Here is a 24,719-nt window from a genome sequence, read left to right as displayed (position 1 = left end):
AAGTCGTCAGGCAGATGCGACGGTGAACCTGGTCCTGGAGTGCGCCGGACGCTCGGCCTCATCGAGTAGCGCGACCGCGAAATCCTCCATGGAGATCGTCGAGATCCCCTCCGCGCCTGCGAGCAGTTCGTCGGCGCCGAGCCGGTAGGCGCCGGTTCGCTGCCCCGGCACCAGTTCGGCGGGCGGGCTCACGTAGGTCCAGTCCGCGTCGGCGTCGGCGCGGCAGATCGCCAGCTGATCGGCGCACGCCTGCGCGATCGGCTGCAGCTCGGCCGGGAAATCGGGGATCTCGTGCAGCATCGCACCATCGGCGCCCGGCACGGTCAGGGTGGATGCGCCCCCGACGACCAGCAATCGAACGCCAGTCCGCGCCGAACCGGCCAACAGCACTGTGGTGAGCGCGGGCAGTTCGTGTTCACGACCCGACGCCGGTCGCGTCGCGGTGATAATCACATCCGCTGCGGCACCGAGCATCTCGACGTCGGCCGGATTCGAGGCATCGCCGGTGCGGAGCTCCGCTCCGGAAGGCACCGCTGCCGCGCGCGCAGGGTCACGAACCACCGCGACAACCTCATGACCTCGCGCGAGCGCCTCGGCCACCACCCGGCTACCCACGTCACCCGCCGCGCCGAACACTGTGATGCGCATGATGTCTGCCTCCTCCGGGCCATTGCCCGCCGGGATTACTTAGCCCTAAGAAATATAGCTTAGCGATAAGCAAAATCTCTATGAGATAACTCACCGCTGAGGTATTCGCTAGGCTGAAGAGGTGGCCGATCATGTCGAACATGTGCTCATGCAGTGGCAAGCACAACGCCCTGACCTGGACGTCTCCCCGATGGCAGTCTTCGGACGGCTCAGCAGGATTTCCCAATTGGCCGGCGCCGAACTGCGCAAAACCTTTGCCGCACACGGACTCGACGCCGCATCGTTCGATGTGCTCGCCACGCTGCGCCGCAACGATCCCCCACACTGCCTGACCCCCACCGAGCTCATGCGCTCCGCCATGGTGACCTCCGGCGCCATCACCCAACGCCTGGACCGCCTAGAGGAACGCGGCCTGGTGAGCCGCGCCCGCAACGAGCACGACGGCCGTGGCATCCTGGTGACACTCACCGAGGCCGGGCGCGAACTCATCGACGCCGCGCTCCCCGACCACCTGGCGACCGAAAAACGACTACTGACGCCGCTGTCCGACGCCCAACGCGATGCGCTCGCCGAAACGCTGCACACACTGCTCGAAACCTTCGGCGATACCGCCTGATTCGGCACGCGCCACCGGGTTCACGGTGGTGGCCGGATTGCTCAGTCGGCCAAGTCGATCCGAATCGTCAGCAGGTTGGTGCCGAAGGCGCGGACCATCGTGCTGTTCATGCGCGGCAGCGTGGCAAGTCGAGCAACGGCGTCATCCTCGGGCATCAGGTGTGCGATGCCGTCGTGCCAATGGTTCTTGATGCGCACGCGCACAGCGGGTTTCGCCTTGATGTTACGGACATAGTCGGATTGGTCGCCATGATTGGAGACCATCCAGAAGGTCGCGCCCACCTTCTTCCCGCCCACCGGCGTACGGCGTGGCGCACCAGACTTGCGTCCGGTTGTCTCCAGCAGGATCTGGTCCCGCATCCGGGTGGTGATCGGGTTGGCGAGGCGACGGTGGAAGGCGTGATCGAGCCGAAGACGCCACGAATTCGAAGTCTGGGAAGTCATGATTCGAGCATTGTCGAGACTGACAGTCTCGTCAAGCTAGAATATTTGCATGCCCGAAACGACAAGCACCCGCACGCACACCGGATCGCGCCGCAATGAAGCGGCACGCGAGGCGATCCTCACCGCGGCCGCCGAACTGTTGTCCGAGCACGGGAGTTCGGGCGTCACCATCAACCGCATCGCCGCGCACGCCGGGGTCGGCAGGCAGACCATCTATCGCTGGTGGTCCTCCAAGGACGCGGTGTTGCTCGACGCGCTGGTCCATTCGGCCCAGCAGGCGGTGCCGATGCCGGATACCGGCACCCTCGGCAGCGATCTCGATCTCTTCCTGCGCGAGACCTTCGCCACGGCCGGGATCGAGCGCAACCGCCAGGCTTTGATCGCGGCAGTCATTGCCGCCCAGGATGATTCAGATATCGAACAGTCGCTGCACGAGTTCCTGGCCCGCCGCCGCGCCGTCCTCGCCGAGGTGATCGAACGCAGCAAGTCCCGCGGTGACATCCCCCCGCACGCCGCTGTCGAGCCGGTCGTAGAACAAGCTTTCGGTGTGCTCTGGTACCGAATCCTGTTCCAGCCGACCGCGCTACACGCCGCGGCGGCGAGCGAACTCGCCACCGCGCTGACCACCCAGCTGCGTGCAGAGCGGGGTTTGGTTCACTCAGAGGCATGAGCGATCTTTTCGTCAAGATCTGCGGCCTGCGCACCGAACAGGATGTGGACACCGCGGTGGCGGCCGGGGCCGACGCGATCGGCTTCGTTTTCGCGGCGAGTCCACGCCAGGTCGACGCAGCGACCGCCCGCCGACTCGCGCAGCGCGTGCCCGCGCAGGTGCTGACCGTCGGGGTCTTCCGCGGCCAGTCCGTCGACGAGGTCGTGCAGGCGACCCGAGACAGCGGAATCCGCGCCGTCCAATTTCACGGCGACGAGGGCCCGGAGTACTACGCGGCGCTGCGCGCGCCCGGCCGCACCCTCATCCGCGCCACCGCCGCCACCCAGGTGCCCGTCCGATGCGGTGAGCTCGGCGAAGACCTCCTGCTCCTCGACGCACCGGATCCGGGCTCGGGTCGGCCGTGGAACTGGGCCTCACCGGAGTTCACAGTGCCGACCGGCCGGTGGCTCCTGGCAGGCGGCTTGCACCCCGGCAACGTCCGTCATGCCGCCGAAGCGACCGGAGCGTGGGGTGTCGACGTGTCGAGCGGGGTGGAAAGCGAGCGGGGCGTGAAATCCCCGGACCTGATCCGCGCCTTCCTCACAGCGGCGCGCGGGTAGCCAGGCTCAGGCCTGCCCAGCAGTGGGCTGCACTGCCGGCGAGGGTGCACGTCTACTTCACCGATCTGCGTGGTCATGTCTTATCGGGCCATCGGCAGAGTCACCGCTCTGCACGGCGCGGATGCTTACGACTTCGATATCACGCGCCCAACAGCCAACCGCCACATGGTATTCGGCTACGGTTAGGTGCGCGACTCGCCGATGCGGCTGCCGAAAGAGTCTCTGGCCTCTTGTTCGCCGTCCACCGGTCTGCGAAAGTGATTGCCCGTCAGCACGAAAGCGGAAGTGGGCGAACTCGACGGTGATGTCGCTGCTGTGGATCATGTTGCCTTACAGCGCCTTTCTCTCTTTCGCCGTAGGCCACCTATGGCGATACCGACGCGACCGATTCCGCTCCTACCTCGCGAACCAGGACATGGACCGCGCACAACGCCTCGGATCGATCGTGTTTCCCCTCGGTTTCGGCATCGTGGTTGCGGCACGCATTACCGACATGATCTCCGCCGGAGCACACAGCCGCCCCGAAGGCACCATTTATGTCGCCATCCTCGTCGTCGAAATGATTGCGGGCGTGCTGGCGGCGACGGGCGCGGTGTTGCTGTTCGTTCCCGATCTGATCGCCAGCCCCGCTCGGCCCGCGATCACCTGGGTGGACCGCATGACAGTGCCGGTCTTGGTCGCGGGCCTATTGTCCGGCGTGATGATCAGATTCGACCCGAACTCCTCCGACAACGGATACCGGACCGCCGAATCGCTGTTCGCCTGGTTCCGCTCGCTGTTCACGCTCCATCCGAACCCCGAGGCGATGCAGCACGCGCCGCTGATCTATCAGGCTCGCGGCCTTATCCTGTTGCTGCTCATCGCGATGTGGCCTTACACCCGCCTCGCCGGGATCTTCGCGGGCCCGGTCATTCGGTTGTCCCTGCGCAGCAGGCACCAGTTCCGGCCACCTTTCGGGACACGAACAGCACCGGACCATTGAGCACCCGCATCGGCCGGCACGGATGCCATTGCACCGCAGCAGAACCATGCTCAGCCGTGACGTCTGTCGCCCATCACCAGTTCACCGAGTTGTGCTTCGGATTCGGGCGAGAACGAGTCCTGCCGGGCCCGATATGCGGCAACGGCTTGTCTGGTGTCCTCGGTGACCAGGTCGGCGTTGATCTGGGCCGTGGTGGCCGCGCCTGCCGCCGCCGCGGCACCCACCTGGGCGGTCAAGTCGGTGACGTTGCCTGCTACCCACACCCCGGGCGTTTCGGTGCGGCCGGTGGGGTCGGCGGGCAGAAATTCACCCATTCCCGACGGATGCTGCGACGGATGCAGTCCGAGCGAGGCGAGCATGGCCACCCGCGCAACCATCCGCGATTGGACCGCCAGCGCGGTTCGACGGACCACGGTGCCGTCGCTCAGTCGCACTCCCGTGAGGCGGTCCTCGACGACTTCCAAGGCGGCGACCTCGCCCTGCACCACCCTGATGCCGCGGGCCGCAAGTTGCTCGGCCTCCGAGCCGGTCGGCGGCAGCATGGTGTGCGAGAAGAATGTGACCTCGGCGCTCCATTGACGAAACAGCAAGGCCTGATGCACCGCCATCGGACCGCAGGCAAGCACACCGATGGCCTGGTCGCGGACCTCCCAGCCGTGACAGTGCACCACATCCCGGCCCCACCGCTCACGCAGGCCGGGTAGGTCGGGAAGCTCGTCGACCAGCCCGGTGGTCACCAGCGGCCGCGCCCGCACAGACCTACCGTCGGTCAGCGCCACCAGGAACCCCTCGGCCGCACGGCCGACCGCGCCGGCTTCTCCGGCGACGACATGTCCGCCATAACCGCGGACCTCGGCCCGACCGCGCTCCAACAATTCGCCCGGCGCAATCCCCTCCCGCGCCAACAGCCCGTGCACGCCCGCGGCCGGTGCGTTGCGCGGGGTGCCCGCATCGATCGCCACCACCGTCCGCCGTGCTCGGGCGAGCATAAGTGCTGCACTCAACCCCGCAGCGCCACCGCCGACAATCACCACGTCATAGCCATCACTCAGCCGACGGTCACCATGACCACCTCCTCGGTTCCACCATGGGAAACAACACACGATTTCGGCAAGATTGTTTGCCAATATGGCAAACTGGAGGACATGGACGACGACCTCGATCACGCACTCGACGCAGTCGGCCCCCGGCTACGTGCATTACGCCGGCAACGCGACATCACCCTGGCCGACCTGTCGACCGCGACCGGCATCTCGGTGAGCACCTTGTCCCGACTGGAATCCGGCAGCAGGCGACCGACCCTCGAACTCCTGCTGCCCTTGGCCAGAGCGCACGGCGTCACGCTCGACGAACTCGTCGACGCGCCACCCACCGGCGACCCCCGCATCCACCTGCGTCCGGTCACCCGCCACGGCATGACCATGCTGCCGCTGACCCGCCGGGCAGGCGGCATCCAGGCCTACAAGCTGGTGATCCCCGGCGGCAGGCACCGCATCGAGCCCGACCCACAGACCCACGAGGGTTACGAATGGCTCTACGTCCTCAACGGACGGCTGCGGGCAATCCTCGGTGAACACGATCTGGTACTCACACCCGGCGAAGCGGCCGAACTCGACACCCGCGTACCGCACTGGTTCGGCGCCGCCGACGCCGAACCTGTCGAGTTCCTCAGCCTGTTCGGCAAGCAGGGTGAACGCGCACACCTTCGGGCCGGCCCGAAGGCAACCCGCCGAGCCGAACAGCCCGACTGACGAATGACACGCACCTCGCACCGACGGCAGTGCCGCACCCGCCTCGAACGGTAGGCTCGGCCAGATGCATGTCGTCGTCATCGGTTCGGGGATCTCGGGTCTCTCGACAGCGGCCGAGCTGCTCCGCGCCGAGCACGAGGTCACCGTCGTGAGCGCGGAACCGATCAGCGCCACGACGTCGTTTCTTGCTGCGGCCGTATGGTTTCCGACTGCGGCGGGTCCGGCCGAGCGTGTCGGCGCGTGGAGCATGCAGACATTCGCTCATCTGGAAGCCCGCGCCGCCGCCGGTACGCCCGGGGTACGCATGTGCGAATCGCTGGCGCTGTATCGGAGCGAACCCCCGACGCCCATCTGGTCGGGCACCGTGCGCGCCTTCCGCGCCGCCGACAACGACGAGCTCCCGCCCGGCTATGGGTTCGGGTTCGGATTCGCCGTTCCGCTCGTCGAGATGCCCGTGTTTCTGCCGCATCTTCACGACGAAGTCGGCGCGGCAGGGGCGCGGTGGATCCGGCGCTTGGTGCGCCGACTCGATGATGTCACCGACCTGGCACCCGACGTCGTGGTCAACTGTGCCGGATTGCGTGCAGGAGAACTGGTCGACGATCCGACCATCTATCCGATTCGCGGGCAAATCGTTCGCGTAACCAACCCCGGGCTGACCGTATCGGTCCGCGACGAAGCGCATCCACTCGGTCGTGCGTACGTCCACCCGCGCGAAAACGACTGCATCCTCGGCGGCTCCCTCGATGCGGACGAGTGGGACCTGACTCCGAATCCCGCACTGACACAGTCGATCCTGGACAGGTGCCGCGATCTCGCCCCGCAACTGGCCGACAGTCGGGTGATCGAAACGCTTGTCGGCTTGCGGCCGGGCCGCGGCGAGGTTCGACTCGAGCTGGACCGCTCTACCCCAACACCCGTGATCCACAATTACGGTCACGGCGGATCCGGCATCACCATCGGTTACGGCTGCGCACGCGAGGTCGCGGCGATCGTCGACGGCCTCTGACCACACATCCTCGGCGAGGAATACTGTGGGCACCCACGGCGACCCCACCCGGCCACGAGCGCCATCGAGAACCGCACCTCGTCGTACGGCTGTCCGATCGTCTGGCAGTATCCTAGGACGCGACCGAGCACGTGCCGACCCGTCGACCCTCAGCTGTCGAAGGCGTCGAGTATCTCTTCGGCGGCCAGCGCTGCGGTAAGAGTGCCGTCGCGGACCTGTTTCTCCACTTGGGCCCGAATGGCTTTCACGTTCGGGTTGTCCGCGAGGCGGCGCAACAACTGGTCATGAACCATGGTCCAGGTCCAGTCGATCTGCTGGCGGCGGCGCTTCTCGTCGAATTCCCCTGCGTCGGTGAGAACTCGGCGGTGTTCGAGGACAGTGTCCCAGAACTTGTCCAGGCCATGGCCTTCCAGACCACTCATGGTGAGAACCGGTGGGCGCCACAGCGCGTCGTGCGGGTGGATGAGGCGCAGCGCGCCCGCCAGTTCGCGAGCGGCGGCCTTGGCTTCGAGTTCGTGTTTGCCGTCGGCTTTGTTCACCGCGACCAGGTCGGCGAGTTCGAGGACACCTTTCTTGATGCCCTGCAACTGATCTCCGGTCCTGGCCAGGGTCAGGAAGCAGAAGACGTCGACCATATTGGCGACCGTCACCTCGGACTGGCCGACGCCAACGGTCTCGACCAGGATCACGTCGTATCCTGCGGCTTCGAGCAGGACGATGGTTTCGCGCGTCGCCTTGGCGACGCCGCCGAGGGTGCCCGCCGTCGGTGACGGGCGGATATAGGCATTGCGCTCCAACGACAGTCGTGCCATGCGGGTCTTGTCGCCGAGGATGGAGCCGCCGGTCCGGGTGGAGGACGGGTCGACCGCCAGTACCGCGACGCGGTGCCCCTTGCCGATCAGATCCATGCCGAGCGCGTCGATGAAGGTCGACTTGCCGACACCCGGAACACCGGTGATACCGACACGATTCGACACCACGACGTTCTCGGAGCCGGCCTCGGGAGTCAGCAGCAGCAGCAGTTGCTGCGCCAGGGCCCGATGATCGGCCCGTGTCGATTCGACCAACGTGATCGCCCGCGCCACGGCGGCCCGCTCGTTGTTGCGGACCGCCTCGGCGAGTGCGTCGACGTCGATGACGCGTCTGCTCATTCGGCGCTGGTGGAGTCCACAGCGCCGCTACCGATCTCGTGTCCGAGCTCGGTAGCGAGCTTCTTCAACAGACCGATCGCCGCGTCGGCGATGACGGTGCCCGGCGGGAAGATGGCCGCCGCGCCTGCCTCGTACAGCTCGTCGAAGTCGCCGGGCGGGATGACGCCGCCGACGATGACCATGATGTCGGGCCGCCCGACATCGGCCAGTGCCTGCCGCAGGGCGGGCACCAGCGTGAGGTGGCCTGCCGCGAGCGAGGACACACCGACCACATGCACGTCGTTGTCGGCCGCCTGCTGCGCCACCTCTTCCGGAGTCTGGAACAGCGGACCCACATCGACGTCGAAGCCGAGGTCGGCGAAGGCCGTTGCGATCACCTTCTGACCTCGGTCGTGCCCGTCCTGGCCCATTTTCGCGACCAGGATGCGGGGGCGACGGCCTTCCGCCTCGGCGAACTCCTCGACCAGATCGATCGCCTTGCTGATGTTGGTCACCTTCCCAGCCTCGTCGCGGTACACACCAGAGAGCGTACGGATTTCGGCCTGGTGGCGACCGTACACCTGCTCCAGTGCGTCGGAGATTTCGCCGACGGTGGCCTTGGCGCGCGCCGCGTCGATGGCCAGCGCGAGCAGGTTGTTCTCCATGCCGCCCTCGGAGGAGGCTGCCGCACGGGTCAATTCGGCCAGCGCCCGCTGGACCTCCGCCGAATCGCGTTCGGCGCGTAGCCGTTGCAGCTTCTCGATCTGCTCGGCGCGCACCCGCGAGTTCTCGACCTTGAGCACCTCGACCTGCTGGTCCTCTTCGACCTGGTACTTGTTGACACCGATCACCGGCTGCTGGCCGGTGTCGATACGCGCCTGGGTGCGGGCGGCGGCTTCCTCGATGCGCAGCTTCGGGATGCCCTCGCCGATGGCCTGCGCCATGCCGCCGTGTGCTTCCACTTCGGCGATATGGGCACGGGCCCGGTTGGCCAGCTGATGGGTGAGCCACTCGACGTAGTACGAGCCGCCCCACGGGTCGATCGGCCGGGTCGTGTTGGACTCCTGCTGAATCAGCAGCTGGGTGTTGCGTGCGATGCGGGCGGAGAAGTCCGTCGGCAGCGCGAGCGCCTCGTCGAGGGCATTGGTGTGCAGCGACTGAGTGTGCCCCTGGGTCGCGGCCATCGCCTCGATGCAGGTACGCGCCACATTGTTGTAGGCGTCCTGCGCGGTGAGCGACCAGCCCGAGGTCTGCGAATGGGTGCGCAACGACAGCGATTTCGCGCTCTTCGGCTCGAACTTCGCGACCAGCTCGCTCCACAGCAGACGTCCGGCCCGCAGCTTGGCGACCTCCATGAAGAAGTTCATGCCGATGGCCCAGAAGAACGACAGCCGCGGCGCGAACTTGTCGACCTCCATGCCCGCCGCGATTCCGGCGCGGATGTACTCGACACCGTCGGCGAGGGTGTAGGCCAACTCCAGGTCGGCGGTCGCGCCCGCTTCCTGAATGTGGTAGCCGGAGATGGAGATCGAGTTGAACTTCGGCATCTTCGCGCTCGTATAGGCGAAGATGTCGGAGATGATCCGCATCGAGGGCTTGGGTGGATAGATGTAGGTATTGCGGACCATGAACTCCTTCAGAATGTCGTTCTGAATGGTTCCGGCCAGCTGTTCCGGTGTCACGCCCTGTTCTTCCGCCGCCACGACATACAGCGCGAGGATCGGCAGCACCGCACCGTTCATGGTCATCGAGACGCTGACCTGGTCGAGCGGAATGTGATCGAACAGCTGACGCATGTCGAGGATGGAATCGATGGCGACGCCCGCCATTCCGACGTCACCCTGGACGCGTGGATGGTCGGAGTCGTAGCCACGGTGGGTCGCCAGGTCGAAGGCGACCGACAACCCCTTCTGCCCGGCCTGCAGGTTGCGGCGGTAGAAGGCATTCGAGTCGGCGGCGGTGGAGAAGCCTGCATACTGCCGAATGGTCCAAGGCTGGTTGACGTACATCGTCGGGTACGGGCCGCGTAGGAACGGTGCGATACCAGGCACGCTGTCGAGCGGATACCCTTCCGCCGCAACGGCATCCCGATCGGCTTTGGTGAACACCGGTGGTACCTCGATGCCTTCCGGCGTCGACCACACCAGCTGCTCGGGGGCGTAGTTGTTCGCCTCGGCCGCCCCCTGAACGAAGGCATCGACCTGCGGGGCGACCACCGCGGCGGGTTCCGCGGGATGCTCGGCCAGCGGCACATCGGCGAAACTGCCGATCGCGTGCTTGATTTCGCGAGTGGTCATCAGGCTCCTACTTTCTCCAGCAGGCCGGATAGGGCAGCGACCGCGTCGATACGGGCCGCGAGGTAACCGTCCGGGCGCTGCGCGCCGCTCAGTTCCGCGACTGCCTGCTGCGAGCCTGCCAGTAACACCGTCTCGACGCCGGCCGCACGCAATGCCTCGACCGCCGCGCCCGCATCGGTGCCGTAGCGCTTGTCCGAACCACACAGCACCGCAATCGTGGCACCGGAATCCGTTGCCGCCGTACCGATTCCGTCTGCTGCCAGCGGACCGGGATTGATCGACTCGATGCCGCCGGAGGCCAGCAGGTTGGCGATGAAGGTGACCCGCACATTGTGCTCGGCCACCGAGCCGAGCGGCACGAGCAGCGCACGCGGTCGGGAGCCCTCGGCCGCCAGGTAAGCGTCCGAGCGATTGCGCAGCGCCTCGAACCTGGCTCCGTAGCGGGCGATCGGCGATTCCTGACGCGCGGCCTCCGACAGCGGCTGCTCGGCCAGGTTCGGGAACTCGTTCACCCCGGTGACAGCGGTCTTGCGGTGCGCGACATCGGAATCCCGTGCCGCCCTTGTCGCGGCGATCCGCTCGGCGAGCAGACCGGAGTCCAGCGCGGTCCGGTAGCCGCCCGCGGCCTCGAGTTCCTGCATGAACTCCCACGCCTTCGCGGCGAGCGCGGCGGTAAGATCTTCGACGTACCAGGAACCGGCGCCCGGATCCTGCACATGACCGATGCGTGATTCCTCGAGCAACAGCAGCTGCGTGTTGCGAGCCATGCGGTCGGCGAACGGCTTGGAGACGCCGAGCTCGCCCGCGGGCAGGGCCGAATCGAACGGCAGCACCGTCACCGTGTCCGCACCACCGACACCCGCGCCGAACGCCGCGAGCGTGGTGCGCAGCATATTCACCCACGGGTCGCGCTGGGTCATCATCGCCGCGGAGGTCACGGCATGCTGGGGCGCACCACCGAAGGCGGGCTCGCCGCAGACATGCGCGACACGGGCCCAGAGCTGGCGGGCCGCACGGAGTTTCGCAATGGTGGCGAACTGGTCGTCGGTCGCGGCGAAGCGGAACTCGAGCTGACCCAGCGCATCCGCGATGTCCTGCGTCTCGGTGAGGGCACGCAGATACTCCACACCGGCTGCCACCGCGGCGCCGAGTTCCTGAGCGTCCGAGGCGCCCGCATCGTGGAAGACGGTGCCGTCCACGGTGATTGCGCGGACGGTCTCGGCCCGAGCGATTGCCTGCCCGGCCAGGCCGAGCGCCTCGGCCAGGTCGACATCGGCGGTCGACGCGAAACGGCTGGTGAGCGGGGCCGCCCCGAGTCCGACCTGGATGTCCGCGCGCGCGGACAGCGCGTAGCCATCGAGAACAGTGAAGATCTGCGTGGCAGCGGCGGTAGCCGCATCACCGGCGTCCAACGTCAGCGGAGCCAGCTCGAACAGCATCCCCGACAGGGCCGCGGGCAGTTCGGCCACCGGCACGCCACGCTCAGCGACGCCGAGCCACACCGCGCTGATGCCATTCGCCAGACCGAACATGATCTCGCGGTTCGCCGCCGCGGCATCGTGTGCGCCTACGTAGGCGCTCACGTACCAGCCACGGTTCACGTCACGGGTCGCATCCCGGCCACGCACGAACGGGAAGGCACCGGGCAGCGGCTGTTCGGGCCGCTCGTCACGGCGGGTGTAGAGCGGGTTGACCGTCAGCCCGTCGTAGGTGGTTTCCGCGAGCAGCCGCTCGGGGTCGTCGGGAAGATCGGCGGGGTCGATCTTGCGGGCCTTCGCCAGCACCCCGGCCACGCCCTTGCGCCATGCGGCGTATTCGGGCACCGGATCCGCCGTCGGATCTGAAGCAATCGCCATAACTGCTTTTCCTCTTCCACTCGATTACGGGCGCACCCATTGTGTGCGCCCGATACCGTCGTATTCGCCCAGCTCAGCGAGCACTTAGGTTAACGAGCATTCGTCCCGTTTCCTTTGATGCTAGCGGGAGGTATCCGGTCGGTTGAGCGTGGCTGCCACTACCAACCGGTAACCTCGCACGGGTGACCAGATTGATCCGTGACCCGCGTATCGTCGCGCTGCTCGTCGGTAGCGGCGTGCTATTCGTCGCGGCGATGCTGGTCCCGCTACCGAGCCCGCAGCAGATGCAGCAATGGGCGAGCACGGTCGGTCCGCTCTTTCCACTGCTGTTCTTCGTGGTGCACGCACTGGTCACCGTAGCGCCGGTGCCGCGCACGGTGTTGACGGTGAGCGCCGGGGTGCTCTTCGGTCCCGCACTCGGCATCGCGCTCGCGGTCTCGGCCACCACCGTCAGCGCCGCCCTGGCGATCCTGCTCGTGCGCGCGCTCGATCGGGACCGAGTGGCTGCGCACCTCACCCACCCGGCCGTGCGCGCCATCGACGATCGTCTGGAACGCCGCGGCTGGCTGGCCGTCGGTTCGCTGCGGCTGATCGCGTTCGCACCGTTCTCCGTGATCAACTATTGCTGCGGGCTGTCCTCGATCCGGTTCTGGCCCTACCTGGTCGCCACCGTCGCCGGCATCCTGCCCGGCACCGTGGGCACCGTCATCCTCGGCGACGCGCTCACCGGCGGCACCCATCCCGCCATGTTCGTGGTGTCGGCCGTCTGTATTGCCGTCGGGATCGTCGGCCTCGTCATCGATGCGCGATGGCCGCAGACCCACGAATCCGCCCCCGCAGCGGCTGCCACCACGCAGGTCTCGGTGTCCGAGTAGGGCACCGACGACGGCACAGCGCGTCAGTCCACGGTCAGCTCGATCGGCACCGCGAACACGTCCACCATCGCTCCGTTGCGCAGCACCGTCACCGGTAACGAGACCCCGATCGCTTCGGCGAACAGTTGACGTTGAATGCCTTGCGCATCACGCACTTCCGAGCGCGCCACGCTGAGCACCAGATCACCGCGGCGCAATCCGGCATGGTCGGCGGGACCGCCGCGTACCACCTCCACAACGCGCACGCCCGCAGGCTGCCCGGTACGCGCGGCGACATTCGCCGGCAGCGGCGCGGGCACCCCGACCAGACCGAGGTAGGCCCGGCGCACCCGCCCCTCGCTGAGCAAGGTGCTGATGATGCGCCGGGTCGTCGTGTTGATCGGAATCGCAAGGCCGAGGCCGACGCCCGCCACCGCGGTATTCACCCCGACCACTCGACCCGACGAATCTGCCAGCGCACCACCGGAATTGCCGGGATTCAGTGCGGCGTCGGTCTGGATCACGTCCTCGATCACCCGCCCCGCCCGCCGCGACGCGACCGGCACGGCACGGCCGAGCGCACTGATCACGCCCGCGGTGACCGAGCCCGCCAACCCCAGGGGACTTCCTACCGCAACCACCAGCTGGCCGACGACCAGCTTGTCGGCGTCGCCGAGAACGACCGCGCCGGGCGCTCCGCCACGGGCCCGCAGCACCGCGAGATCCGACAGCGGATCGATGCCGACAACGTCGATCCGCGATTCCACTCCGTCGGCGAAGACCACCTCGCCATTACTGGCCGAGCCGACTACGTGCGCGTTGGTCAAGAGGAAGCCGTCGTCGGTGAACACCACCGCCGACCCGGACCCCCGCCGCGTCCGCACGCTCGCCACGTGCGGCGTCACCGATGCCGCGACCGCGATCACTGTCCGCGAATAGGCGTCCATCGCAGCATTTTCCGCCCGTTCTGCCGAGGACCGAATCGACTCGTCGTCCACGACGGCCCCCATCCTGCTGCCCGACTCATAACCTGCCCTCACCAGGATGCGCCTTTCGCAGCCGATTGCGCACCCTGTTCGCCGCCGGCGCAAATCGGGGCCGCCGGACGAGGTCAACGCCGATCCGTGCAACACGCGGCGAAACCCTGCTCGGCACGCTCGAGCAGGGGTGCGGTCAGCGGCGGGCCCTGTGTCGTTGTGCCCGCGCTTGCACCATATGGCGCAAGTCATCGTCGATGCCAGGGTGACTCCGCCGCGCCCTCGTGCTGCGGATCGGGATCCGATTACGCCGACGGCACACGGTCCAGGAAGCCGTATACACCGACAATGCGCCCGTCCGGTGCCAGCGTGATCACATCCGACCCGGCGACCGGCGCGCTCCCGTCGGCCACCGAGACCAACTCCCACGAGAACCGAGCGGTGTCATGATGCCCGTCCACAGCGCCGACCACACGGAACTCGAAACCGGGGAACTGCTGCTGCACGCCCCCGATCGCCGCGGCCAGATCCCCATGCCCGCTGACGTCGGCAAGCGGATCGGTGTAGGACCCGTCCTCGGTCCATGCGGCGGCGACCGCCGCGGCGCGTGCCTCGTCGTCGGTGGCATTCCACGCCGTGAAATACCGGCCCACCGCATCCTCATACTGCGACATGCTGAATTCTCCTCTGTCGTAACGGTTTTGGTCCTCCAGTTCGATTGCTCGAACCGGATGCCTCAACCATGCCCGGTTCCGGTCGGCGAGTCGATTACGCCGGAGGTAATGATTCAGCGCGCGCCCGGGTAGGTGCGGCAGACACTGGCAGACACCGCCATCGAGCACGACATTGTCGTATCCGATGGCGGTGTCGCGCAGGTGATCTCAGCGTTCGGCTACCAGCTCCGGGTCCGGCTCACGATCGTCGGCCTCCGCCATCACCGCTTCGCCGCGGGCGACCATGCCCGCCTCATCGGAGAGTTTCAGGTGCGGAATGAACAACGCGAGCAGCAAGGCGAGCAACGCGCCGGGGATCAGGTACCAGAAGCCGGGTACGAGCGCGTCGACGTACGCACCGACGATCGCGTCGTGCAGGTTGTCCGGCAAGTGCTTGACCACCGACGGCACCAGCGCGCCCGGATCGAGTTTCGACGCCGCCGCCTCCGGCCCGTGCGCTACGAACACCTCGGTGAGGCCGGCGGTCAGCCGACTGGTGAAGATGGAGCCGAAGATCGCTACCCCGAGCGCCCCGCCCATTTCCCGGAAGTAGTTGTTGGCACTGGTTGCGGTGCCGATCTGATTGGGCGCCACGGCATTCTGTACGACGAGCACGATGATCTGCATGAGCAAGCCGAGTCCGGCGCCCATCACGAACAGCATCGCCGAAACAACCCACATCGCGGTATTCGCGTCCAAGCGGGTCAACCACAGCATGTCGAGGGCGATCAGCGCCGCACCCAGCGGCGGGTAGGCCCGGTATCGGCCGGTCCTGGTAATCGCGGCCATCGACGTCATCAGGGTGAGCATCAGCCCGACCATCATCGGTATCAACAGCAGGCCGGAGACCGACGCGGAGGCGCCGGTAGCCATCTGCAGGTAGGTCGGGATGAAGGCGAGCGCCGCGAACATCACGAGACCGACCAGGAATCCGATCACCGAGGTCAGCACGAAGGTCCGGTTACGGAACAGCCATAGCGGCAGCATCGGCTCCTCGGCGCGCGCCTCCACCATCACGAACGCAGCGACCACGACCACGAGCGCGGCCATCATCGTCACGATCACCGTCGAACCCCAGGCGTACTGCTTGCCACCCCAATCGGTGATCAGGATCAGCAGCGTGGTCGCCGACGACATCAACACGACACCGAGATAGTCGGGCCGGCTTTCGGGCCGGTGGCTGGGGATGTTCAGATAGCGGAATGCGATGACCAGCGCCGCGATTCCGATCGGCACGTTGATCCAGAAGCACCAGCGCCAGTCGATATGGTCGGCGAAGAGGCCGCCGAGCAGCGGGCCCGCGACCGAAGTGATGCCGAACACAGCGCCCATCGGAGCCATGTACTTGCCACGATCCTTGGCAGGCACGACATCCGCGATGATGGCCTGCGCCAGGATCATCAGGCCGCCACCACCGACACCCTGCAGCCCGCGGAAAACGATGAACTCCCAGAAGCCCGTCGAGGCGGCCGCACCGATCGAGGCGGCGGTGAACGCTGTGATCGCGAACAGAAAAAGCCAACGCCTGCCGAACATATCGCCGAATTTGCCGTAGATCGGCATCACGATGGTGGTGGCGAGCAGATACGACGTGGCGGTCCAGGCCATGTGGGAGATGCCGCCCAGATCGCCGACGATGGTCGGCATCGCGGTGCCGACGATCATCTGATCGAGGCTGGCCAGGAACATCCCCGCGATCAGCGCGGAGAAGATCAGCCAGATCCGCTTCTGGGTCAGGACAATGGGGGTAGGCGGCGAATCAGCAGCCGTCGTGGTCATCGACATGTCTCCTTTTCGAGCCGGCCGGCTGGTCGAACAACCGAGCAGCCATTGCACAGTGATCGCGTATTGCAGTCGCCAGTGACCCGGTTGGGTCATCAGCCAAGGACATCACCGCCCTGGAGGTGATGGTCGTCACGAGTCCCGCTGTGAGCGCGGCGAATTCGGGTGTTGCCGCAGCACCCATCCGCGCCGTCAGAAGTTCGCCGATGGCGGCCTCCAGCCGGACACCGGAGGCGACGAAGGCCGCTAACACCCTCGGCTCGGTCTTGATGATCTCTGTCACCAACGAGATTCCTTCGCGCACTTCGCTTTCCGGCTCGAATCCCCAGGCGAACAGCCAGGTGAGATCGTCGATGAGGACGCCGGTCGGACCGCCCGCGATGAACTGCTCCCGCAGTTCCGGTGTGCCGATCTCGCCGACCGGGCCGACCACCGCGTCCATCTTCGTCTCGTAGTAGTTGAAGAACGTGCGCGGCGAGACCCCGACCGCCTTCGCAATGCCATCGACGGTCGTCGCGTCGAGCCCATGCTCGACCGCCAAACGCCGCGCGGCGAGGCTGAGGTCGAGGAGGGTCCTGCGCTTCTTCTGCTCGCGCAGACCCATCGGTGGCGCGTCGCGCTTCGCCTGAGACATGTCAGAGAATTTAGCATGATCTGCAATATTTCACAAACTGCAATATTGATCCGACAGGCAACCGACCATGCCGCGAGCGGCCATCGACAGGTCGGAGCAGATACCGTGGCAGGAAAGACAGTCCCGCGAGAATGTGGTGCGGTAGTGAAACTGTTGCTCACCGGAGCGTTCGGCAATATCGGCTCACATGTGCTCGCCGAGCTGCTGCGGCGCAAACATGAGGTCCGTTGCTTGGCCGCGCGCACGCCCGCGGACGAGCGACGTGCGGCGCGATTCGTGTCCGTCACCGATGTCCGCTGGGTAGACATCCGTGACGCGGACGCGGTCGCCGATGCGGTGGCCGGTGTCGAGGTGGTGCTGCATTTCGCGGCAGTGATTCCACCGGCCAGCGATGACGATCCCGAGTACGCCAGGCAGGTCAATGTCGAGGGCACCGCCAACGTGATCGCCGCCTGCCGCGCACAGTCGAAATCGCCCCGGCTGATCTTCGCGTCTACCTTCGACGTGCACGGTCGCACGCTGGACAAGCCGCCGCCGCGCCACGTCGAGGATCCGCTACGGGCCACCGATGCCTACAGCCGACACAAGATCGAGGGCGAGGCGCTGGTGCGGCGCAGCGGACTGACCTGGTTCATCCCGCGTTTCGCCGACGTGCCGATCATCGGCGTGCGCAGGGCAGAGCCGATCATGTTCGAGATCGGCCTCGACAACCGGATCGAGGTGCTCCACCCCGCAGACGCCGCGTTGGCCATGGCCAACGCATTGGAGACCGAACTGGTCTGGGGCACAACGATGTTTATCGGCGGCGGCACCGCGTGCCAGGTCACCTACCGACAGTACGTCGCCGGTGTCCTCCGTGCGTTGGGGCTGCGGATGTTGCCGGAGTCGGCGTTCAGCGACAAGACCTACGCCACCGACTGGCTCGACACCGAGGCGAGCCAGCGGATGCTCTGGTATCAGCGCTGCGACTTCGACACCATCACCGCCGATATCGCCGCGACACTCGGCTGGAAGCGCCACTTGATGCCGCTGAGTCGCCCGTTCGCCGAACGCGCGATGCTCCGACTATCGCCGTACTACGCCGAGGCCGCGGGCGGCTCGTGAGGGAGTCCGTCAACGACCGGACTGTGCGGCCATAGCAGGTTTGCGCTGCAACCCCTTTCGGTCGTAGAAGCGCGTGACCACAGCGCCCCCCAACAGCCCGATGGCCAAGCCGAGCATCGCCATCCCGGTGCCTCGGTACAACCCGGCCGCACCGTTGGCGTTGAAGTACAGAATCGACCGGACGCCGAGGAAGACCTGGTGCATCGGCTCGAAAGTAGCCAGCCAGGCGAAGTATTCCGGTGTGGCTTCGATGGGGACGGTGCCACCGGAAGACGGCAGGCCCAGGACGATGAACAAGATGAGGTTGACCAGCAGGCCCGCGGTGCCGAAAGCGGCGAGCACCGACAGCGCGGTGACGCCGACGGCCATAATCGCGAGCACGCAGTAGAGGAACAGGGCCAACGGGTGGTCCAGCGGCACATCCAACAGCGTGGCGACGCCGAGGAAAAGTGCCGAGACAATGGGTGCGGTGATGGCCAGGATCGCCCACTTCAGCAGCAGGGTTCGGAACCGGGATATCGGGGCCGACGGATAGTGCACATACCACGGCCCGTATTCGGTCGGCGCGAATCCCAATGCGGAATCGGTCATCGAGTGGATCGTCATCGCGCCGGTGAAGCCCGCGAGCAAGACCAGCAGCGTGTAGAAGAACGCGGACAGACCCTGTCCGGTGCCGTCGGGCAGCGGACGATACGGCGCGACCACCACCTCGATCGGATGGGCGAGCATCAGTTGGCTGGCGCCCGCAAGCTCGGTCCCGGGCGTGCCTGGACTCGGCTGCAACTTGGCGTGCACGGTATTGATGAGCTGCTTGCCGACTGTTTCGTCGACCCGGCTCAATGCTTCGTCGGCAATGCGCTGCATGACCGCGGTGGCGAAGCTGCCGGCGCGCGGGTTCGTGTGCACGGTGATCACGGGCTGCTCGACGGCTCCCGGCACGACACCGGCGGCGCCGAGAATTGCCAGCCGTTTGGTGAAATCACTGGGTATGACGATGGCGCCGTAAGCATGCCCCTGCCGTAGCTGCCGCTGGGCTTCGGCGAATCCGACGACATGCAGGTCGATCTTGTCGGATGGCAGGTTCGCGACCAGTGCCTCGGTGATCTGGTTGCCCACGTTGGCCGGCTTGTCACCGAGGACGTCGCCGTCGTCCTGATTGACGAGCGCGACCGGGAAATCGTGCAGGTTCTTCGTGGGATTGACCACGTACGCGAGATACATCGTCGCCAACAGCGCCATGAGCAGCGTGACCACGGCGATCGGGGCGATCCAGCCCCGCAGCCGCAGGTGGCGGACAGGTCGATCGGCAGGCTCGTCAGTAGTCATGGGCGAACCGTAATCCGTGCCGGCCACCGGTGCCTGCCTACCCTTCGAGTCCCCCTTACCGATGACTGCACGACCGACAGTCTGTTGTCCTGGCGGTTACACAATTGTGAACGGAATATCCAAATTGTCATATCAATGGCTGGTATCCGCGTACGCTGCGAGGATGCCGGCCGCTCCACAAGAGCGGCAGCGCAGACGCTGTCATAGCCTGACAAACACAATCGGCTCTCTTGGTCGTACACACTGATCGGCCCTGCTGGAGTCTCGGTCGGTACCGAGCAGGTGCTGGCAACAGTGATACCGCGGCCGAGTGCGATGCACTCCCACCCGGTGTCCTGCTACCCGGTCTGGTTTTTGTCACCCGCAAGACAGGCGGTCGATTCGATGACCCCACTCCACATTTCCCTGGTCACTGTCGTGACTACGTTCGCAACCGTAGTCGTTTGGCACCCGTCCCTGCTCCATCGACCGCTCATTTTCCTGCCATCTTCGCCGCCGCCTCGCCGAGACAAAAGTCCTCGTCGTGATAACAAATCGTCGATTCCCGCGGTACGGGCGAATGCCCACACCGCCCCCGAAACCTCCCTCACAATCGACCAAGCGCACACGGTGATGCAGCAGCACATGAATTGCCGGACTCGTCGCTGTGCCCGCAAAGCGGCCGCATTTGCCGTCCTCGTCGACGCCGATCACATCACGCCCGACCGCTCATACTTCCGATCCCGATCGTGACGCCGAGCCGACGCCCGTCACCAGCTGCGAACGGATAACAATTCTTCGATTCCGCGACGACACCGCGCGCGAAATACGCCCCGCTGCGTGCGCGGAAAAGTAGCGTGTTGTCAGCGATCGCAACATCCGCATACATATCTGCCGTGGGAGTCCCTGGGAATGTCCACACCGAGCGCTTCAACTTCTCCTGAAGGGGTCGCCGTGCGTCACGCCTACACCACTCACGCTGCCATCGGGATCGCGCTGATCCTCATCGCCGCCTCCGCATGGTTCGGCGTCATCACGAGCTGAACGTTCAGCGCAACCATCCCTTCCGTTTGATATAGACCAACGGAATCACCGCCGCCACCAGGGTCATCACTGTGGTGGCCAGGAGGCCGTGCTGCCATTCCAGTTCCGGCATCCAGGTGAAATTCATGCCGTAGAACGTCGCGATCAGCGTCGGCGGCAGAAAGACGGCGGTAATGATCGTGAACACCTTGACGATCTGATTCTGCTTCACATCCAGCCAGGTCATCACCGACTGTTGCAGATAGCGCACCTTGTCGTGCTCGAAACCCGCGTGTTGCTTTACGCCGTCCATATCGGCGATCAGGATGGCGATCAAGCTTTCGAGGTCGCCGACACGCGTGTCGGCCATCAGGTGGCGGGCAGCGCGGGCCAGTTGCAGTTGGGTCTCCTGGACGCGCGAGACAATCTGCTCGGCCGCGTTCATCCGGGACATAGTGCCGCGCATGTCCGCAACGCCGATCTCGCGGCCGCGGCGGTCGTAGCCGTTGGTGGCCATTTCGATGTCGTCGTTCATCGCTTCGAGTGCGTCGCTTGCGTAGTGGATCACCCGCTCCGATTCCTCGTTCAGCGCCCATAGCAGCGCGTACATCACGCCGTGCGGGGAGCCGGTAAGCGCCGGATTGCGGCGCATCTTGGCGACGGCCTTATCGAACAGGGTGAAGGGACCGTCCGGTTGCAACGTCACCAGGAAGTCGCTGCCGAGGGCGAACATGATCGTGTCGCGTTCGATGGTTTCGCCACGTTTGTGGTTGACGACGACCGGCAAGTAGACGAAATCGTCCGTCTCCCATACTCGATTCCTCGCCGTCGCGAAATCGACACCGAGCCGCTCCCGCAGCACCGCCGCGGTGTCGGAGTCGGTGGCGGAGAGTGGAATCCAGTGCTGCTGTAGAACTTCGGTGTCGAATCGGTCGGTGAGCACGGCCGCGGCGGTCGTTGTCATCGGCTACTGACCGTAGGAGGAGTGTGCGGGTGAGACCGACGACGCGCCGACCGACTGTTGCACATGCACATAGTGCATCGTCAGCAGGGCCGCACTGATCAGCAGATAGAGGCCGATCGTGAACCAGATCGCCTGGCGCTCCAGATTCGGTGCGCGATGTGGTGGTTCGACCTTGTCGAACAGGGTAGCCATGGTAGGGCTCCAATACTTGCCGTCGTCTTGATGTGGCTGCGCGCAGCATCGAGCCGCACCCGGGTATCGGCCGACCACAGCGAGATTCGCCAGGCCGTACCGAACGCAATAGACCGGGCGCTCGGAAGGTCCGAGGCACCGGCCTGTCGGGTCGAGAGGTTTGCTGGATGTGTGTCGCTGCCGACGACTCGCGGCCACGGACGACGCGCACAGGTCAACGACGAGCGGGCACAACCCGTTTCGCGAGAGCAGCCCGGCTGTAAACGTCGATACTGTCATCCGGCATCTGCCGCTCACCCCGCTTCGTGTGGTTGATCCCGGCGCACGAATTGCGCCACCATTCATTAGAAACCCGAACATGCGTGTCCGTCAATCAGTTGCGCAAGTGTTCACCAGCGCGACAGAATCCCCGGCCGCACAATGCGAGTGTCGTACCCATGGGTCTGTTTTCGGCGTTCTCGGAGTATCAGGGGATCCTGTCTGTCAGCCGGCTATCTCGCTGACTTCGTTGTGCGGATGCAGCGTGCGGAACTTGCTGCCGTGGAAGACAAGTGGGTCGACCTCGCCGGGGGCGGCGAGGCGGTTGATGCGGAGCAGAACTACGGCGTGGTCGCCCGCGGGCACCTGGACCTCGACGACGCCTTCGATCCAGGCGGAGGCGCCGTCGACGAAAATCGCGTCGGTAGCGCCACGGTAGAGGTCGACATTGTGGAAGCGATTGCCATTGCGGGTGCTCAGTGCTCGGGCCGCGTCTTCCTGATGGGTGCCGAGCAGGCTCAGGCCGAGGTGGGTCGCGCGGCTCAGCTTCGGCCAGGTCGCCGAACTGTTCTGCACGCAGAACGAAACCAGGGGCGGGTCGAGCGAGACAGGGACGAAGGTGCTCACTGCCAGGCCGTGCCGGACGCCATCTATCTCGGCGCATACCGCGACCACGCCGCTGGGGAAGCTGGCGAAGGCGCGGCGCAGGCCCGCGCCGTCGGCGGGAAACTCGAAGAGGTCATGCATGATTCGCGGTCCTTGTGCCTAGTGCCTGCGCGACGGCACGCCACCGATCGGCGTAGCGCTCGATCACACCGTCTTCCTGGAATGTGCGGTCCGAGAGGTAGAGGCCTGGCAGGGCCGCTGTCGCGCCGAGTTCGACGAGTACCGGCTTCAGCAGCAGATCCGGCGCCAGCGCATGGACGGGACCTGCGCCAAGCATGACCGGGACAGCGACGACATCGGCTAGTCCGGTGCCGCCGTCGAATTGTTCGAGGAACAGCTTCAGCAGGCCGGTGTAGGTGGCCTTGAAGGTGGGGCTGGCGAACACGACCAGCTCCGAGGCCGCGACGGCGCGTACCGCCGCGGCGACCGCGGGGTCGCCCCACGACAGCAGGCCCGCACCGAAGGAGACGAGGTCGATCACCACGGGCTCGGTGTCCGGGCGCAGCCTCTTCGCGACGAGGGCGGCCGCGGTCAGGGTTCGAGAGGCGGGTTTGGGGTTTCCGACGACGACCGTCACTGTCACTTTCGTATCCTTGTCTCGCTCTGGCACTTTCGGCTGATGGTTGGGGTCAGATCACCCCGTGCAGCGGTGGTGGCTTGTCGTGCAGCAATGCTCGGCCGATGTGCTGGTACTTCCACCGAATCGGGTCGTGCAGCGTGTGCGTGCGCGCATTGCGCCAGAAGTGGTGCAGATTCAGATCCGTTGCGACGCTGCGTGTTCCACCCACCTCGAACAGCGCAGCCGACACTTCGTTGGCGGCTCGGTCGGACAGCACATCGGCCGTGGCGACCGCGAGCGACGCGTGCGCCACCACTTCGGGTGCATCGCCGCCCGACACACCGTCGGTCGCGGCATCGACAGTGGTCATAGCTGCTGCTCCAATGTTGTCGGGGGAACCCGTCGATCGGAGGCCGGGCACGGCCGAGCACCCGGCGCTCCTTCTACTCCAGCACCGTTATCCGGTCGGCACGAGGGTTTGAATCTTTGCGATCGGATCGGTGTCCCGGCGGATCGGTCCGGCGGTGGCCAGGGTGTTCGAGAAGCTCGGCCTGCACAGACTTCGCAATATTGCGATCACCGAGAATCAATGGGTGAACTGGAATTCCGAGTTTTCGAATGCAATGGTTACGGTTCATCGGGGTCGACGGAGATGGCCTTTGCCATTTGCACCAGCGCTCCATGCAGCGCTGTCGCCACCCCTCCTGCCTTTTCTCCCCGCAACACGACCTCGGTGAACCCTTCGACCAATGCCGTGCCGGGGTCGAGCAAGCCGTGACCGAAACTTCCTCCACCACGCAAACTCTCGGTGATCAGTGTTCGCTGCGCTTCTTGGTGCGCACGGAAATTGCCGGCGGTATCGAGTGCTCGACCGAATTCGCGAACGATCGTCACGTACACCGGCCGCTCGTCGTAATCGTGCCGATCGGCGCGAGTCCGGGTTGCCGAGGCCACCGCCCCGGCCGCACGGATCGGATTCGCGACGGAGACCCTGTCGAGGACGATCCAGTTCGCTGGGGGCCCCGGTTGCTCCCCCTCAGAAACTTGCTCCCGCACCAGGCGTGACGGCGTGCCGTCATGCGTTTCGGTGATCTCGATGCCGCGCAGTGGAATCGGATATTTCGCAAGCATGTCGTCGACAGCAACCGCGATTTCGCGAATGGTGGGTTCAGAGATGCCGGCCGTGTCGAACCCGATGATCTCCAGATCGTGTTTAGCCGCCATCTCGCGGGCGATTCGCATCGCGTCATCGGTCCCGGCGCTGGTCGGTCGTCGCGATATCACGGAATCGTGGTGACGAGATCTGGCCCGCCAACGACGCCGTGGCGCGGGCACAACGGTCGCGCCGGTGCTCGGCTTAGGGGGCGCAGACACGTCAGTGGCATCAGTATTCGGTAGGTCGAGCGCATGCCGGACTCCGGCATCAGGGCTCGGCAGGCGCGGCGCAGACACGTCGGACCCACCACCAGTCGACACACCAAACGCAGACACAGCTCCAGCATCGACACTCGGTACGACAGGCCCAACACCAGCACTCACCACACCCGACACAGGCACATCGGACCCACCACCAGTCGACACACCAAACGCAGACACAGCTCCAGCATCGACACTCGGTACGACAGGCCCAACACCAGCACTCACCACACCCGACACAGGCACATCGGACCCACCACCAGTCGACACA

24 protein-coding genes and 1 pseudogene are annotated in these 24,719 nt (G+C 65.8%); 8 read left to right on the top strand and 17 right to left on the bottom strand.

What is annotated here, in order from left to right; genetic code table 11:
- Window positions 1–6: 6 nt before the first annotated feature.
- Window positions 7–648, bottom strand: coding sequence for an NAD(P)-dependent oxidoreductase (locus ACLMAL_RS22880; protein ID WP_412000940.1), 642 nt, complete (start codon window positions 646–648; stop codon window positions 7–9).
- 121 nt (window positions 649–769) lie between these two features.
- Between ACLMAL_RS22880 and ACLMAL_RS22875 the strand changes: the two genes are divergently transcribed.
- Entirely contained in the window at window positions 770–1,264 is a 495-nt protein-coding gene (locus tag ACLMAL_RS22875; protein ID WP_412000939.1) for a MarR family winged helix-turn-helix transcriptional regulator, read from the top strand.
- A 41-nt stretch (window positions 1,265–1,305) separates the two neighbouring features.
- Here ACLMAL_RS22875 and ACLMAL_RS22870 read toward each other — a convergent pair whose 3' ends face one another.
- A complete protein-coding gene (locus tag ACLMAL_RS22870) occupies window positions 1,306–1,707 on the bottom strand; it encodes a nitroreductase/quinone reductase family protein (RefSeq protein ID WP_412000938.1) in 402 nt (133 codons plus the stop codon).
- A gap of 49 nt (window positions 1,708–1,756) precedes the next feature.
- Here ACLMAL_RS22870 and ACLMAL_RS22865 point away from each other — a divergent pair, with 49 nt between their 5' ends.
- From ACLMAL_RS22865 to ACLMAL_RS22855, 3 genes are all read left to right on the top strand, one after another.
- Window positions 1,757–2,377: a TetR/AcrR family transcriptional regulator gene (locus ACLMAL_RS22865; protein WP_412000937.1), complete on the top strand. Its 621-nt coding sequence runs from the start codon at window positions 1,757–1,759 to the stop codon at window positions 2,375–2,377.
- Entirely contained in the window at window positions 2,374–2,976 is a 603-nt protein-coding gene (locus ACLMAL_RS22860; protein WP_412000936.1) for a phosphoribosylanthranilate isomerase, read from the top strand. Before ACLMAL_RS22865 ends, ACLMAL_RS22860 begins: the two co-directional genes overlap by 4 nt.
- A 304-nt stretch (window positions 2,977–3,280) precedes the next feature.
- A complete protein-coding gene (locus tag ACLMAL_RS22855) occupies window positions 3,281–3,958 on the top strand; it encodes a respiratory nitrate reductase subunit gamma (RefSeq protein ID WP_412000935.1) in 678 nt (225 codons plus the stop codon).
- Window positions 3,959–4,008: 50 nt separating this feature from the next.
- Here ACLMAL_RS22855 and ACLMAL_RS22850 read toward each other — a convergent pair whose 3' ends face one another.
- Window positions 4,009–5,010 (bottom strand): NAD(P)/FAD-dependent oxidoreductase, encoded by a 1,002-nt coding sequence (locus ACLMAL_RS22850; RefSeq protein ID WP_412000996.1) that lies wholly within the window; start codon window positions 5,008–5,010, stop codon window positions 4,009–4,011.
- Window positions 5,011–5,103: 93 nt separating this feature from the next.
- Here ACLMAL_RS22850 and ACLMAL_RS22845 point away from each other — a divergent pair, with 93 nt between their 5' ends.
- A complete protein-coding gene (locus ACLMAL_RS22845) occupies window positions 5,104–5,709 on the top strand; it encodes a helix-turn-helix domain-containing protein (protein ID WP_412000934.1) in 606 nt (201 codons plus the stop codon).
- Between the two features lie 64 nt (window positions 5,710–5,773).
- A complete protein-coding gene (locus ACLMAL_RS22840; RefSeq protein WP_412000933.1) occupies window positions 5,774–6,718 on the top strand; it encodes an FAD-dependent oxidoreductase in 945 nt (314 codons plus the stop codon).
- 149 nt (window positions 6,719–6,867) lie between these two features.
- On the opposite strand, the gene meaB is transcribed toward ACLMAL_RS22840, so the two are convergent.
- From meaB to ACLMAL_RS22825, 3 genes are read right to left on the bottom strand one after another with little or no spacing between them, the layout of a single operon-like run.
- Window positions 6,868–7,869, bottom strand: a complete 1,002-nt coding sequence (gene meaB, locus ACLMAL_RS22835; RefSeq protein ID WP_412000932.1) for a methylmalonyl Co-A mutase-associated GTPase MeaB — start codon at window positions 7,867–7,869, stop codon at window positions 6,868–6,870.
- Window positions 7,866–10,145 carry a methylmalonyl-CoA mutase gene (gene scpA / locus ACLMAL_RS22830; protein WP_412000931.1) on the bottom strand — a complete coding sequence of 760 codons (2,280 nt, stop codon included), beginning with the start codon at window positions 10,143–10,145 and terminating at the stop codon, window positions 7,866–7,868. The genes meaB and scpA overlap by 4 nt, the downstream gene beginning before the upstream one ends.
- Window positions 10,145–12,001, bottom strand: a complete 1,857-nt coding sequence (locus tag ACLMAL_RS22825; RefSeq protein ID WP_412000930.1) for a methylmalonyl-CoA mutase family protein — start codon at window positions 11,999–12,001, stop codon at window positions 10,145–10,147. The genes scpA and ACLMAL_RS22825 overlap by 1 nt, the downstream gene beginning before the upstream one ends.
- A gap of 182 nt (window positions 12,002–12,183) precedes the next feature.
- On the opposite strand from ACLMAL_RS22825, the gene ACLMAL_RS22820 reads away from it, so the two are divergent.
- Entirely contained in the window at window positions 12,184–12,876 is a 693-nt protein-coding gene (locus ACLMAL_RS22820; RefSeq protein WP_412000929.1) for a TVP38/TMEM64 family protein, read from the top strand.
- A gap of 23 nt (window positions 12,877–12,899) precedes the next feature.
- Here ACLMAL_RS22820 and ACLMAL_RS22815 read toward each other — a convergent pair whose 3' ends face one another.
- The 4 genes from ACLMAL_RS22815 to ACLMAL_RS22800 form a co-directional block, all read right to left on the bottom strand.
- A complete protein-coding gene (locus tag ACLMAL_RS22815) occupies window positions 12,900–13,802 on the bottom strand; it encodes a S1C family serine protease (protein ID WP_412000928.1) in 903 nt (300 codons plus the stop codon).
- Between the two features lie 335 nt (window positions 13,803–14,137).
- A complete protein-coding gene (locus ACLMAL_RS22810) occupies window positions 14,138–14,506 on the bottom strand; it encodes a nuclear transport factor 2 family protein (protein ID WP_412000927.1) in 369 nt (122 codons plus the stop codon).
- Between the two features lie 207 nt (window positions 14,507–14,713).
- Window positions 14,714–16,324, bottom strand: coding sequence for an MDR family MFS transporter (locus ACLMAL_RS22805; RefSeq protein ID WP_412000926.1), 1,611 nt, complete (start codon window positions 16,322–16,324; stop codon window positions 14,714–14,716).
- Window positions 16,305–16,961, bottom strand: coding sequence for a TetR/AcrR family transcriptional regulator (locus ACLMAL_RS22800; protein ID WP_412000925.1), 657 nt, complete (start codon window positions 16,959–16,961; stop codon window positions 16,305–16,307). The genes ACLMAL_RS22805 and ACLMAL_RS22800 overlap by 20 nt, the downstream gene beginning before the upstream one ends.
- A gap of 105 nt (window positions 16,962–17,066) precedes the next feature.
- On the opposite strand from ACLMAL_RS22800, the gene ACLMAL_RS22795 reads away from it, so the two are divergent.
- The gene (locus ACLMAL_RS22795; RefSeq protein WP_412000924.1) at window positions 17,067–18,065 is read left to right on the top strand and encodes an NAD-dependent epimerase/dehydratase family protein; all 999 of its coding nucleotides are present in this window, start codon (window positions 17,067–17,069) and stop codon (window positions 18,063–18,065) included.
- Between the two features lie 9 nt (window positions 18,066–18,074).
- Here ACLMAL_RS22795 and ACLMAL_RS22790 read toward each other — a convergent pair whose 3' ends face one another.
- From ACLMAL_RS22790 to ACLMAL_RS22760, 7 genes and pseudogenes are all read right to left on the bottom strand, one after another.
- Entirely contained in the window at window positions 18,075–19,391 is a 1,317-nt protein-coding gene (locus tag ACLMAL_RS22790; RefSeq protein WP_412000923.1) for a YhgE/Pip domain-containing protein, read from the bottom strand.
- A 1,027-nt stretch (window positions 19,392–20,418) separates the two neighbouring features.
- Window positions 20,419–21,357, bottom strand: coding sequence for a magnesium transporter CorA family protein (locus ACLMAL_RS22785; RefSeq protein WP_412000922.1), 939 nt, complete (start codon window positions 21,355–21,357; stop codon window positions 20,419–20,421).
- Between the two features lie 3 nt (window positions 21,358–21,360).
- A complete protein-coding gene (locus tag ACLMAL_RS22780; RefSeq protein ID WP_412000921.1) occupies window positions 21,361–21,549 on the bottom strand; it encodes a hypothetical protein in 189 nt (62 codons plus the stop codon).
- 483 nt (window positions 21,550–22,032) lie between these two features.
- Window positions 22,033–22,554 (bottom strand): flavin reductase family protein, encoded by a 522-nt coding sequence (locus ACLMAL_RS22775; RefSeq protein WP_412000920.1) that lies wholly within the window; start codon window positions 22,552–22,554, stop codon window positions 22,033–22,035.
- The gene (locus ACLMAL_RS22770) at window positions 22,547–23,056 is read right to left on the bottom strand and encodes an NADPH-dependent FMN reductase (RefSeq protein ID WP_412000919.1); all 510 of its coding nucleotides are present in this window, start codon (window positions 23,054–23,056) and stop codon (window positions 22,547–22,549) included. Before ACLMAL_RS22770 ends, ACLMAL_RS22775 begins: the two co-directional genes overlap by 8 nt.
- 46 nt (window positions 23,057–23,102) lie before the next feature.
- Window positions 23,103–23,408: pseudogene (locus tag ACLMAL_RS22765) on the bottom strand (SfnB family sulfur acquisition oxidoreductase); the annotation flags it as partial.
- 251 nt (window positions 23,409–23,659) lie between these two features.
- Window positions 23,660–24,274 carry a hypothetical protein gene (locus ACLMAL_RS22760; protein WP_412000918.1) on the bottom strand — a complete coding sequence of 205 codons (615 nt, stop codon included), beginning with the start codon at window positions 24,272–24,274 and terminating at the stop codon, window positions 23,660–23,662.
- Window positions 24,275–24,719: the final 445 nt, after the last annotated feature.

Origin of the sequence: Nocardia sp. CWNU-33 (assembly GCF_046764895.1) — a bacterium.
Classification (GTDB): domain Bacteria; phylum Actinomycetota; class Actinomycetes; order Mycobacteriales; family Mycobacteriaceae; genus Nocardia.
The sequence above is the reverse complement of the archived record's forward strand: the minus strand, read 5'-3'. Positions and strand labels throughout refer to the sequence as shown.

Excerpts from the sequence above, each read along its gene's own strand:
- ACLMAL_RS22840 (WP_412000933.1), top strand. The coding sequence starts at position 5,774 with ATGCATGTCGTCGTCATCGGTTCGGGGATCTCGGGTCTCTCGACAGCG.
- ACLMAL_RS22815 (WP_412000928.1), bottom strand. The coding sequence starts at position 13,802 with ATGGACGCCTATTCGCGGACAGTGATCGCGGTCGCGGCATCGGTGACG.
- ACLMAL_RS22780 (WP_412000921.1), bottom strand. The coding sequence starts at position 21,549 with ATGGCTACCCTGTTCGACAAGGTCGAACCACCACATCGCGCACCGAAT.
- scpA (WP_412000931.1), bottom strand. The coding sequence starts at position 10,145 with ATGACCACTCGCGAAATCAAGCACGCGATCGGCAGTTTCGCCGATGTG.
- ACLMAL_RS22845 (WP_412000934.1), top strand. The coding sequence starts at position 5,104 with ATGGACGACGACCTCGATCACGCACTCGACGCAGTCGGCCCCCGGCTA.
- ACLMAL_RS22790 (WP_412000923.1), bottom strand. The coding sequence starts at position 19,391 with ATGACTACTGACGAGCCTGCCGATCGACCTGTCCGCCACCTGCGGCTG.
- ACLMAL_RS22865 (WP_412000937.1), top strand. The coding sequence starts at position 1,757 with ATGCCCGAAACGACAAGCACCCGCACGCACACCGGATCGCGCCGCAAT.
- ACLMAL_RS22810 (WP_412000927.1), bottom strand. The coding sequence starts at position 14,506 with ATGTCGCAGTATGAGGATGCGGTGGGCCGGTATTTCACGGCGTGGAAT.
- ACLMAL_RS22785 (WP_412000922.1), bottom strand. The coding sequence starts at position 21,357 with ATGACAACGACCGCCGCGGCCGTGCTCACCGACCGATTCGACACCGAA.
- ACLMAL_RS22825 (WP_412000930.1), bottom strand. The coding sequence starts at position 12,001 with ATGGCGATTGCTTCAGATCCGACGGCGGATCCGGTGCCCGAATACGCC.
- ACLMAL_RS22800 (WP_412000925.1), bottom strand. The coding sequence starts at position 16,961 with ATGTCTCAGGCGAAGCGCGACGCGCCACCGATGGGTCTGCGCGAGCAG.
- ACLMAL_RS22860 (WP_412000936.1), top strand. The coding sequence starts at position 2,374 with ATGAGCGATCTTTTCGTCAAGATCTGCGGCCTGCGCACCGAACAGGAT.
- ACLMAL_RS22760 (WP_412000918.1), bottom strand. The coding sequence starts at position 24,274 with ATGCGAATCGCCCGCGAGATGGCGGCTAAACACGATCTGGAGATCATC.
- ACLMAL_RS22855 (WP_412000935.1), top strand. The coding sequence starts at position 3,281 with ATGTCGCTGCTGTGGATCATGTTGCCTTACAGCGCCTTTCTCTCTTTC.
- ACLMAL_RS22870 (WP_412000938.1), bottom strand. The coding sequence starts at position 1,707 with ATGACTTCCCAGACTTCGAATTCGTGGCGTCTTCGGCTCGATCACGCC.
- ACLMAL_RS22775 (WP_412000920.1), bottom strand. The coding sequence starts at position 22,554 with ATGCATGACCTCTTCGAGTTTCCCGCCGACGGCGCGGGCCTGCGCCGC.
- ACLMAL_RS22880 (WP_412000940.1), bottom strand. The coding sequence starts at position 648 with ATGCGCATCACAGTGTTCGGCGCGGCGGGTGACGTGGGTAGCCGGGTG.
- meaB (WP_412000932.1), bottom strand. The coding sequence starts at position 7,869 with ATGAGCAGACGCGTCATCGACGTCGACGCACTCGCCGAGGCGGTCCGC.
- ACLMAL_RS22805 (WP_412000926.1), bottom strand. The coding sequence starts at position 16,324 with ATGACCACGACGGCTGCTGATTCGCCGCCTACCCCCATTGTCCTGACC.